Origin of the sequence: uncultured Methanobrevibacter sp., from assembly GCF_902771435.1 — an archaeon.
Classification (GTDB): Archaea; Methanobacteriota; Methanobacteria; order Methanobacteriales; family Methanobacteriaceae; genus Methanocatella.
On record NZ_CACXXB010000039.1, the window covers coordinates 1 to 10,496 of the forward strand.

Annotated in this window: 12 protein-coding genes; 8 read left to right on the forward strand and 4 right to left on the reverse strand. The window is 38.9% G+C overall.

The window, feature by feature from the left end:
• The coding region (locus tag QZU83_RS08960) for a right-handed parallel beta-helix repeat-containing protein (protein ID WP_295611553.1) at nucleotides 1-2,166 on the reverse strand (2,166 nt) is incomplete at its 3' end.
• A gap of 289 nt (nucleotides 2,167-2,455) precedes the next feature.
• Between QZU83_RS08960 and QZU83_RS08965 the strand changes: the two genes are divergently transcribed.
• The 3 genes from QZU83_RS08965 (at nucleotide 2,456) to QZU83_RS08975 (ending at nucleotide 4,140) form a co-directional block, all read left to right on the forward strand.
• Nucleotides 2,456-2,578: a hypothetical protein gene (locus tag QZU83_RS08965; protein ID WP_295611555.1), complete on the forward strand. Its 123-nt coding sequence runs from the start codon at nucleotides 2,456-2,458 to the stop codon at nucleotides 2,576-2,578.
• A gap of 39 nt (nucleotides 2,579-2,617) precedes the next feature.
• Complete coding sequence (locus QZU83_RS08970) at nucleotides 2,618-3,157, forward strand: glutathione peroxidase (protein ID WP_295611556.1); 540 nt, start codon at nucleotides 2,618-2,620, stop codon at nucleotides 3,155-3,157.
• Nucleotides 3,158-3,219: 62 nt separating this feature from the next.
• Nucleotides 3,220-4,140: an NAD(P)/FAD-dependent oxidoreductase gene (locus tag QZU83_RS08975; RefSeq protein WP_295611558.1), complete on the forward strand. Its 921-nt coding sequence runs from the start codon at nucleotides 3,220-3,222 to the stop codon at nucleotides 4,138-4,140.
• Here QZU83_RS08975 and QZU83_RS08980 read toward each other — a convergent pair.
• Complete coding sequence (locus QZU83_RS08980) at nucleotides 4,137-4,280, reverse strand: hypothetical protein (RefSeq protein ID WP_295611560.1); 144 nt, start codon at nucleotides 4,278-4,280, stop codon at nucleotides 4,137-4,139. The two genes, QZU83_RS08975 and QZU83_RS08980, sit on opposite strands and share 4 nt — an antisense overlap.
• A gap of 128 nt (nucleotides 4,281-4,408) precedes the next feature.
• On the opposite strand from QZU83_RS08980, the gene QZU83_RS08985 reads away from it, so the two are divergent.
• The 5 genes from QZU83_RS08985 to QZU83_RS09005 are packed head-to-tail and all read left to right on the forward strand — an operon-like array spanning nucleotide 4,409 to nucleotide 8,347.
• Nucleotides 4,409-4,972, forward strand: coding sequence for a GMP synthase subunit A (locus tag QZU83_RS08985; protein WP_295611562.1), 564 nt, complete (start codon nucleotides 4,409-4,411; stop codon nucleotides 4,970-4,972).
• A 2-nt stretch (nucleotides 4,973-4,974) separates the two neighbouring features.
• Nucleotides 4,975-5,235, forward strand: coding sequence for a hypothetical protein (locus QZU83_RS08990; protein WP_295611564.1), 261 nt, complete (start codon nucleotides 4,975-4,977; stop codon nucleotides 5,233-5,235).
• Between the two features lies 1 nt (nucleotide 5,236).
• Entirely contained in the window at nucleotides 5,237-6,163 is a 927-nt protein-coding gene (gene guaA / locus QZU83_RS08995) for a glutamine-hydrolyzing GMP synthase (RefSeq protein WP_295611566.1), read from the forward strand.
• A gap of 55 nt (nucleotides 6,164-6,218) precedes the next feature.
• Nucleotides 6,219-7,391, forward strand: coding sequence for a hypothetical protein (locus QZU83_RS09000; RefSeq protein WP_295611568.1), 1,173 nt, complete (start codon nucleotides 6,219-6,221; stop codon nucleotides 7,389-7,391).
• Nucleotides 7,392-7,393: 2 nt separating this feature from the next.
• Nucleotides 7,394-8,347, forward strand: a complete 954-nt coding sequence (locus tag QZU83_RS09005) for a DegT/DnrJ/EryC1/StrS family aminotransferase (RefSeq protein WP_295611570.1) — start codon at nucleotides 7,394-7,396, stop codon at nucleotides 8,345-8,347.
• Here the strand turns inward: QZU83_RS09005 and cgi121 are convergent.
• Together cgi121 and QZU83_RS09015 are read right to left on the reverse strand one after the other, a co-directional pair.
• Nucleotides 8,331-8,816, reverse strand: coding sequence for a KEOPS complex subunit Cgi121 (gene cgi121, locus QZU83_RS09010; RefSeq protein WP_295611571.1), 486 nt, complete (start codon nucleotides 8,814-8,816; stop codon nucleotides 8,331-8,333). The two genes, QZU83_RS09005 and cgi121, sit on opposite strands and share 17 nt — an antisense overlap.
• A gap of 13 nt (nucleotides 8,817-8,829) precedes the next feature.
• Nucleotides 8,830-10,302: a (R)-citramalate synthase gene (locus QZU83_RS09015; protein ID WP_295611574.1), complete on the reverse strand. Its 1,473-nt coding sequence runs from the start codon at nucleotides 10,300-10,302 to the stop codon at nucleotides 8,830-8,832.
• Between the last annotated feature and the right edge of the window lie 194 nt (nucleotides 10,303-10,496).

Below are 10,496 nucleotides of genomic sequence, written 5' to 3' on the forward strand. Positions count from 1 at the left end.
ATTACAATTTATTATATCAATAGTATAAGCAACACCACTTGAAGAACCATAACTGTAAATTGCACCACCATCACCATTAAATTTAGCATTTTTAAAAGTAAAATTCTTAATAGTTACATCATTAGCAGTTACAACTAACGCACGAATACCAGATCCGACCATATCCACAATTGCACCTTTACCATCAATAACCTTGGAATTGGTTGTAATTGTAATAGAGTCACCATCACCCTCAACATAACGGTAAATGTCTTTAGTTATATTTCCATTGCTAATATCATTTCTTAAATCTGTATAGGTACCTTCGCGTATGTTTGATATTACAGTTATTGACCTGTTGACCGGTGTGAATCCGTAATATTCAGTGTTGAAAATAGCATAATAAGAACCAGGAAGCAAATCGACAGCCCATCCTTCACCGCTTAGGCAACTGTAGTTTCCAATCCATTCACCATTAGTTTTATTGTAAATGCTTATTGAGATATTTCCATTGCTTACAGGCATGCCTCTATTTGTTCTTAAGTCAAATGCCAATTTTTCACCGGACTTGTAAACTGTTGTGAAATCATCAACATTCAGTGTAGGTGAAAGAATAATTGTATTACGAGTTAAATCATATTTAGTTTTGAAAATACAGGTATCGGCTGTAACTGGCTCGTTTTTACCAGTAATGGCTCCATACATTCCATCATTGTAGATTCTGTTATTATCAAAATTACAAAGTGTTGCATTACCTTCATGCATGAAGTAAATTGCAGAAGTCGCAACATAGTTATCAACAAAATTACAATTTAATACATTACCATTATTATCAAAATAAACTACCCCAGTAAGATAAACCTTGTCTTTAACAAAATTACAATCAGTTACATTACCATCACCTGAGAAGTAAACTGAAGACCCATCATCACATGCAAAGTTTTCAGAAAAATTAGAATTTGTCACAGTACCATTATTATTGAAATAAACTGCACCGCCCCTACCATTATATTTATTCGCTTTGTTCTTTACAAAATTAGAATTTGTCACAGTACCCTTATTCTTAAAGTAAACTGCACCACCATAACCATAAATGGCAGACACTTGGTTATTTGTAAAATTACAATTAGATACATTGCCCTCATCTGAGAGGTAAACCGCACCTCCATTATTAGTTGCGGAGTTATCTCTAAAATTACAATTTGTTAATTCAGCAGGAGAATTTTGAACAGTATAAACGGCACCACCATTTGAAGTTGCAGAGTTGCCTGTAAAATTACAATTTATCGCTTTTAAAGAAGAGTGCCCATCTGCATAAACAGCACCACCTTCAGGTGCAACGTTATTAATAAAATTACAATTTAGAATCTCACCATTAGAGTAAGAACTGAAATAAAGAGCACCCCCACTTTTAGTTGCAGAGTTATCCGTGAAATTAGAATTTATCACTTTCGTATTTTTACCACAGCAAATAGCACCGCCATACCAAGCTCCAGAGTTATTAATAAAAGTACAATTTATTACATTAGTATCATAAGAAAAGTCAATAGCACAACCATAATTAGTTGCAGTGTTATTAATAAAAGTACAATTTATTACATTACCATCAGTCAAATGGACCGCACCACCACTAGATGCATTGTTATTAATAAAAATACAATTTTCAACACTTCCAGACTGCAACCAGATAGCACCACCACTATAAAAATCAACGTTAGTATTTTTAAAAGTGAAATTCTTAATAGTTACATTATTAGCATTTACAATTAATGCCTGAATAGTAGACCCTGCCATGTCAACAACCGCACCTTTACCATCAATAACCTTGGAATTGGTTGTAATTGTAATAGAGTCACCATCACTATTAACATAACGGTAAAGGCTTTTAGTAATCTCACCATTGTTAATATCATTTCTCAAATCGGAATAGGTACCTTCACCTGCACCTAATATTTGCGAATCCGCTGGCGAACTCACAGTTTCCTCATTATTTGCTCGTATCAACGTATTGTTCTTTTGGGTTGTCTGCAGAATATCCTCAGCTATTCCATCGTTTGAGGACAATTCTATTTCCCCCGTATCTTCACTGGCCACCACAGTATCATTCACATCACCTGCACTTGCAGATGCAATTGTGAACAGGAAAACAGCAATCACCAGAATAATCATGATTCTCTTGAATTTCATTTTTCTCATACACCTTGAATTTTAATTCAATGAAAAATGTTTAATGATTAACAAATAACATTTAAAGTTAACATTATGTCAAAAAACATTCAATATGAATAAAAATTTATAAATGAAAATATAAATAAATTTAGTAAAAAATATATTACATCTAAACTTTTCAAATGCTCACCGATGAACTTTAAATAATATTAATATATTAAATAATCATGACAATGACAAAAGTTAATAAAACTTTTTTAAACAAAAACACTTTTAAAAAAAAAAGAACTCCATTAACACTTGTAGATTGTCCGAACCTTTGAACAAGGGGGATGGCGCGGCAATCCCATACTCCAAAAAGCATAGGATCCGTGAAGCAAGAACACTCAGCTTCCATAAGTTGAGAAGTTCAGATATCATCATATTATAAGTCTTAACCCAGGTTAAGTCTTCATAAAGAGGTGTAAAAATGTCAATATATGATTTCGAAGTAAAGGACGGGGACGGAAACATGGTTTCAATGTCCCAATACAAAGACAAAGTACTATTAATTGTAAATTCAGCTACAAAATGCGGATTTACACCACAATACACTGAATTAAATGAAATATATGCAGAATTCCATGACGACGGATTCGAAATCCTGGATTTCCCGTGCAACCAGTTCGGAAAACAGGCCCCTGGAAGCACCGAAGAGATCACCGAAGTATGCCGCAGCAAATGGCTGGTGCCATATCAGATATTCGATAAAATAGATGTCAACGGCGAAAATGCATCACCGCTATTCGAATACCTCAAAAGCGAACAGCCGTTCACAGACATTACCGGAAAAGGTGCAACCAAACTTAAACTTGTCCTCAAAGCAGTCGACAGACATTACAAGGACAACGACGACATCAAATGGAACTTCACCAAATTTTTAGTTGACCGCCAGGGAAATGTCGTGAGAAGATTCGAGCCGACCGAAGATCTGGAAGACGTAAGACAAGCGATTAAGGATTTAATTTAATTCATTAAATCCTACCTTTTTTTAAACCATAACCGCCAAATAATTATTAAGAGGTAATTATTATGGAACAGTATGACATTATCATCATAGGAGCCGGACCCGGAGGACTCACCGCAGGAATATACGCCGGCCGCCAGGGAACAAAAAACCTGATTATTGACCGTGACCTTGCAGGAGGAATCGGCCGTGAAGTTCCCGAAATGGAAAACTATCCTGGTTTTGAAAGTATTTCAGGCCTTGAGCTGATTGAAAAGATGAAAACGCAGGCAACAAGAAACTGTGACCTCAAAGAAATGGAGGAAGTGACTGAAATCACTAAAAACGACGGCGAATACAGATTCACAGTTACAACTGTCAAGGACAAGTATCATGCAAAAGCCGTCATCCTTGCAACCGGAAGCTCACACAGGCACCTGGATGCCAAAGGCGAAGAGGAGTTCAGGGGAAAGGGAGTCAGCTACTGTGCAACATGCGACGGATTTTTCTTTGCAGGCCGCAACATCATAATGGTCGGCGGAGGAAACAGCGCCCTTCAGGAAGCCATATACCTTAAAAACCTTGGAGCCAATGTTACATTAGTCCACAGAAGGGACGAATTCAGAGCCCAGAAGCACCTGCAGAACATGATTGAAGAGGCAGGCATCGAAACAATACTTAACGCAACCGTTGAGGAAATCAAAGGAGAGATGCTGGTTGAATCAGTTATTCTAAAAGATACAAAAACAGGAGAATTAACAGAAGTTCCGACCAACGGAGTCTTCATAAGCGTAGGATACATCCCTCATACTGAACTGGCAACTCAAATAGGAGTGAATCTGGATGAATCCGGCCACATAATCATTGATAAGGAACAAAAAACCAACATTGACTATGTATATGCAATAGGTGATGTTTGCGTTGGACTGAAACAGTGGGTTGTGGCATGCGGCGAAGGTGCAGTGGCTGCAACTTCGGCATTTCATGATTTGAAGGAAAGTCGCTAATAATGCTCTTTTAAATACATATAGATGAACAACGCTATTATCAGAACCACGATAACAGGCAGCAACCACATGAATACCTTAAAGAGTAAAACGGCCACTAAAATAGCAACTATAATAAATATTAAATCTTGTAATTCCATGTATTTCACATTTATACAATATCATATATAAACTTTAAGTGAATTACATGTACATTTTCTATTTTTTGATAAACTATAATAAATAAAAAAACCAAAAATAATATTATTATATTTTCATGGAGTATAAAATGACAATATTAGTGATTAATAATAAAGGACAATACAATCATAGGATACAAAGAAGCCTTCAATATCTGAAAATTCCGTCAGTACTGGTTTCAAATACACTGACTGTCGAGGAACTTGAAGCCAAAAACCCTACCGGATTAATACTGGGCGGAGGTCCGTCACTTGAAGGTGCAGGAAACAGCGAAGAATACATAAAAAGCTTTGACATTCCAATTTTGGGAATATGTCTCGGCCATCAATTAATTGCTAAGGCATACGGCGGAGAGGTAACCACTTCAGACACCGAAAGCTATGCCCAGGTTAAAATTAACATTCAAAATGAAGAAAACCTGTTTGAAGGATTGGCTCCTCAGATGGACGTTTGGTCTTCACACAAGGATGAAGTGAAAACAATCCCTGAAGAGTTTGAAATACTGGCCAGTTCTTCCCTATGTGATGTTGAATCCTTTAAACACAAAGACAGGGATGTGTACGGAATACAATTCCACCCTGAAGTGCATCATACTCCAAAAGGTGAAATTATCTTTAAAAATTTCTATAAAATCTGTCAGAAAGGTGTATAATAATGATTGATAATGCTGAAGATTTAGCGACAAAAGCACAGGACAATAAAGCTGGTTTAAAAAGACAATATGTGAATATCCCAATCGGTGATGAGGAATACGGATTCAGAATTTCCGGAATCGGTGCAAAATCCGTAAAACTTGAAAAGTTTGTCAAATACGATGACATTATGGAAGCCATTGAATCAGGTAACGACAATGGTCTTGAAGCCATGATTAAACAAATTATTGAAGATTACGAAGAAGAAGAGGATGAGGAATAAAATGTTAAGCCCAAAAGAATTTATTGATGAAGCTGTTCAAAAAATCAAAGATCAAATCGGTGATGAAAAAGCAATCATTGCACTGTCAGGAGGAGTGGACAGTTCCGTATGTTCAGTACTCGCTCAAAAAGCTGTCGGTGACAATTTAACTGCTATTTTTGTAGACCATGGACTTTTAAGAGAAGGCGAAGTGGAACAGGTAACAAATACATTTAAAGACAGATTAAATTTCAAATTTGTAGATGCATCCGATGAATTCATGGACCAGCTCGCAGGAGTTGAAGATCCTGAAGAGAAAAGGAAAATCATCGGAAGAGTATTCATTGAAGTGTTCGAAAGGGAAGCAATCGAATCCGGAGCAAAATATCTTGTTCAGGGAACTATTGCTCCTGACTGGATTGAAACCGAAGGCGAAATCAAATCCCACCACAACCTTGCCCTTCCAAGCGGTATGGAACTTGAACTCTGTGAACCTATCAGAGACCTCTACAAGGATGAAGTAAGGGAAATCGGTGACGAATTAGGACTTCCTGCAACCACAGTCTACAGACAACCTTTCCCAGGCCCTGGCCTCGGTGTGCGTGTTGTCGGAGCACTTACCAGAGAAAATGTAGAAATCTGCAGAAAAGCAAACAAGATTGTCTGCGATGAAGTCGAAGCCAGAGGAATCAACGAAGACGTATGGCAGTACTTTGCAGTGCTGACCGACACTAAAGTTACCGGTGTTAAAGGAGACCAGAGGGACTTCGGATACCTTGTCGTTGTTAGAATTGTAAACTCAATTGATGCGATGACCGCTTCAGTTGCTGAACTTCCATGGGAAGTTATACAAACCATCTCAAAAAGAATCACTTCCGAAATATCCGAAGTTACACACGTAGCACTTTCCATAAGTGACAAACCACCGGCAACCATCGAATTCTGTTAAAAATACTTTTCATAAGTATTTTTACTTTTTTACTTTTTTTAAATTAGGATAAATTATGAAAACAACTAAGAATGCCTATCTCGCCAAATTAACAGAACAAATTCAAATGAAATCTGTTAAGGTCGGAAAAAATCTGGAGGGAACAACTCCACCGTCAGTTTTTATCGGAAGATGGTCCTATCCCAAAGTGTATGCTGGACCAATGATGAGCTCCCAGATGGGTGACACCTACATTATGGACTCACCCGAAGACTGGATCGGACAGAACAAGACACAGGAGGAAATCATCAACTACAGGATGAGTCTTGTGCGGGGAAAGCAGCTGATAAAAATAGACGATTTGGAAAATCCCTTTGTTGAAAAACTCCAGGACATATCCCTGGCATCAAAATCAATCGACAGCGAGGCAACATTCGGAAGAAGGCCTACAGGCTCCATGCTTACCGAAGACAGCATGCCCCACGGTCCCAGCGCAGTCATAGAAACCTTCGACATAGATGCCGTGAGATGGGACAGACAGCTGGAAAAGACATTTTATGATACTGACTTGAAGGCAACGGAGGCAGTCTTGAACCTTCACAACAAGGACGTTCCGTTTTCTGCCATGCAGAAGGCATTTTCAGTTGGGGCAATAGGTACGAAAAACAAAAGAAAACTGGTTCCGACACGCTGGTCAATTACGGCATGCGATTCGACCCTTGCGGACGAATTCCTAAAGGAAGTGAGGAAATTTGAAATCCTCGACACATACAGAGTATTCGAATTCGGAGCCCTGAACAACTACTACATTATAATTCTGACCCCTACCGAATGGCAGTATGAATGGTATGAGGCGTTCATAAAGCTGATGAGAAATGAGGAACTTATATTTTCAGACTATGAAACAAACGGCGGCAAAAAGGAATATTCAAGAGTCGGCGGATGCTACTACACCGCCAAAATGGCGGTTCTGGATTACCTGTTAAAAATAAAAAGACAGTCAGGACTTATAATTTTAAGAGAGGCGTATGACGGATATGTTCCCCTCGGCGTTTTCAACGTAAGGGAAAACATCAGGGAAGCTATGCTTCGGCCATATCTGGAATTTGAAACTCTGGAGGACTGCCTGAAGTATTCCGGAGAGAAACTGAGAATTCCAGTCAACAGATATGTGAAGCAGGGAACGCTATTGAATGAAATGCTTCACACAAAACAGACTACACTTGACATGTACTTTAAAAGCGGATAATTATGTTTAGATTTAAAACCCCCTCACAAAAAACACTAAAAACAATGGCGGAAGTTGCAAAGGGCAACTTGAAAGAGGATTATGAAGCCAGATGCATTGAAAAAATAAAGATGCTGACATCCCACGATGAGGCTAGGATAACTTCAAGCGGAAACAACAGCATTTTCATTGCGCTTTCAGCAGTTGAGGGAGACATCATCATACCCGACCAGGGAGGATGGCACGGATTCAAGCAGATTGCAAGATTTCTAAACAAAAACATAATAACCCTGAAAACAGATCTGGGACTTATAAATCCCGAATATATGGATGAATTGGATATTGCCGACAATTCTGCACTGATATTTACAAGCTTTGCGGGATACACCGCCGAGCAAGACACCAAAGCCATTTCAAAATACTGCAGAAACAACGGCATAATAACAATTGAGGATGCCTCTGCAGGAATCGGAGATAAAAAGCAACACCTTGGAAACGGCAAATATTCAGACATCATCATAGCATCAACAGGCTCACCGAAGATAATCAATGTCGGAAGCGGGGGATTCATCTCAACCAGCAGCGATGAAATTTTCAAAAGGACATCACTTCCGCAAAAATTAAGCAAAACATCACAAATTGTATGCAGTGGTATATGTTGCGAACTTGAAAACGTTGGTGAAAAACTAGAACTATCATTAAATGCAACAGACTATGTAAAAAACAGTATACCTAACGTAATACATGCAGATAAAAGAGGCGTTAATGTAATTATAAGACATGATAATGCAAAGGAGATAGGTTGGAATCTGAAAAGGTCACTGCCTATTGACAAAAGCGGATTCATCACAACATGTCCCAACTATAACCGCATAAAACAGAAAGCCATTGCAGTGGAACTGAAAAACCTTGACTACAGCTGCCTTGAAAAGAAACATCTCGACAAAATCATAGACAAGATCAGTAATCAACTATGAGCCTTGTTATCCTGTCAACAATGATGTCTTCAACTGACATGTTTTCGGATTCGGAATCGGTGATATTATAAATCTGCTTTAATTTGGACTCGTCACCTTCAAGAACATCATCATCACGTACAAAAAGAGATTCCAGCTCATCAATATAATCTCCACAGTCAATCAAAACTGCACAGAGATTCATTTCGCCTTCGCTGAGGCCCAATATTTTAAAAGCCTTTGAAATCTGGCGCTGCGCTGAGCACCTCAAAAGGACCTCAACACCCAAATCGTTTGCTATGTTCTCACCGCGCTCAAATGCGTTGATCGCCTGATTGACACCGTGGATTACGTGGTTTCTGGAAGCTATTGCATCTGCGTTTAGAAGCTGTATAATCTCTGAGTCCCCTTTTATTTCATTTATTTTTGACAGGACATCTCCAACAGAATCTATATTCGCCCTGAAACCGTATATCTTTAAATTATCCATATGCATGTAACCACTAATCCCTAAGCAATCTGTTTACACCGGCGATATAAGCCTTGACACTTGCATTGATAATGTCCGGTTCGGTTCCCCTTGCGGAGACGACCTTATCGCCTTTCTGAAGTTTTATTATTACATCAATAAATGCATCTGTACCGCCAGTAATAGCGTCTACGTGATATTCAATCAAATCAATGTCCTTAAAAATATCCAGTGATTTGATGGCGTTGATTGCAGCATCAACAGGACCCAATCCTACTCCTGCATTGAGTACCTCCTCGCCATCCATTGTTATCTTTACGGAAGCTGTAGGCATGACCTTGTTTCCGGATACGATTGTCAAATCCTCAAGGGTGATTCTGTCCTCGTGGTTAATTTCCAAAACATTATCGGCAATTACCTGCAAATCGACATCGGTAACGGTTTTTCCCTTGTCCGCCAGTACCTTGATGTTATCGCAGATCTGCTGGAGCTGGTTTTCGTCAACGTCCATACCCAGTTCCTTAAGTCTTGAATTGAGACCATGAGTCCCCATGTGCTTTCCGATGACAAATTTGCGTTTGCGCCCGACAAGCTCGGGAGTCATAGGTTCATAGGTGGCGGAATTCTTGATGATGCCGTCAGAATGTATGCCTGATTCATGTGCGAATGCGTTTTCACCGACTATCGCCTTGTTCGGCTGGATATATACACCGGTCAATCTTGCAACCAGTTTGGAAATGTCATAAATCTCACTGATTCTGACGTTTGTGGAAAACTCGTCAAGCAATCTGTCTATGCTTACTACACATTCCTCAAAGGAGGTGTTTCCTGCACGCTCCCCTATACCGTTGATGGTGGTGTGAATTTCGGTTGCGCCTCCCTTGACTGCAGAAAGAGTGTTTGCAACTGCAAGTCCGAAGTCATTATGGCAATGACACGCTATCGGAACATCTATATCCTCATTCAGCCTTGCGAAAAGTTCCAGGGATGCGTCAGGTGTTAAAATACCAACAGTATCGCATACACAAACCCTATCGGCACCATGGTCGATGGCGCTGTGATAAACTGTTTTAAGGAAATCAAAATCGCTTCTTGAGGCGTCTTCGGCAGAAAGCTCCACAACCATGCCGTGGTCCTTGCAGTAATCAACCGCATCATTTGACAACTGTATTAGATCTTCACGATTGGTTTTTAACTTATCATTAATGTGCAGGTCGGATGTGGGAACAACAAGATTCACCCCATCTACATCACATTCCAAACAATAATCAATATCAACAGTCAGAGGTCTGGAAAAACTCAATATTTCAGCTTTGAAATTCTGTGAAGTAATTTCCTTGATTGATTCCCTTTCCCCTGCAGAAGTGATGGCGGAGCCCGCTTCAATATAGTCAATGCCAATTTCATCCAACTTATTGGCAATCCTTAATTTTTCCATTGAGGTTAAAGATACGCCAGGAGTCTGTTCTCCATCTCGTAAAGTAGTGTCTAATACTTTGATATTCAAAAAATCACCTGAAAATTATGCAATATTGGTATTATGTAAAGAAAAATTATGATAAAAACAGTCAAAAAAAATAGTAAGTAATAATTGTAATAGAAAAAGCTTGCAGCGAAATGAAATTCCCATAGAAAACCATAGTACACAAACAAAACACAAAAGGACTTCACTACTGGGATCGAAACGAGACCAGGTATAAC

Bases quoted from the DNA above. Each gene is read 5' to 3' on its own strand.
- QZU83_RS08990 (WP_295611564.1), top strand. From the start codon at position 4,975: ATGATTGATAATGCTGAAGATTTAGCGACAAAAGCACAGGACAATAAA.
- QZU83_RS08985 (WP_295611562.1), top strand. From the start codon at position 4,409: ATGACAATATTAGTGATTAATAATAAAGGACAATACAATCATAGGATA.
- QZU83_RS09005 (WP_295611570.1), top strand. From the start codon at position 7,394: ATGTTTAGATTTAAAACCCCCTCACAAAAAACACTAAAAACAATGGCG.
- QZU83_RS08970 (WP_295611556.1), top strand. From the start codon at position 2,618: ATGTCAATATATGATTTCGAAGTAAAGGACGGGGACGGAAACATGGTT.
- QZU83_RS08980 (WP_295611560.1), bottom strand. From the start codon at position 4,280: ATGGAATTACAAGATTTAATATTTATTATAGTTGCTATTTTAGTGGCC.
- QZU83_RS09000 (WP_295611568.1), top strand. From the start codon at position 6,219: ATGAAAACAACTAAGAATGCCTATCTCGCCAAATTAACAGAACAAATT.
- guaA (WP_295611566.1), top strand. From the start codon at position 5,237: ATGTTAAGCCCAAAAGAATTTATTGATGAAGCTGTTCAAAAAATCAAA.
- QZU83_RS08975 (WP_295611558.1), top strand. From the start codon at position 3,220: ATGGAACAGTATGACATTATCATCATAGGAGCCGGACCCGGAGGACTC.
- cgi121 (WP_295611571.1), bottom strand. From the start codon at position 8,816: ATGGATAATTTAAAGATATACGGTTTCAGGGCGAATATAGATTCTGTT.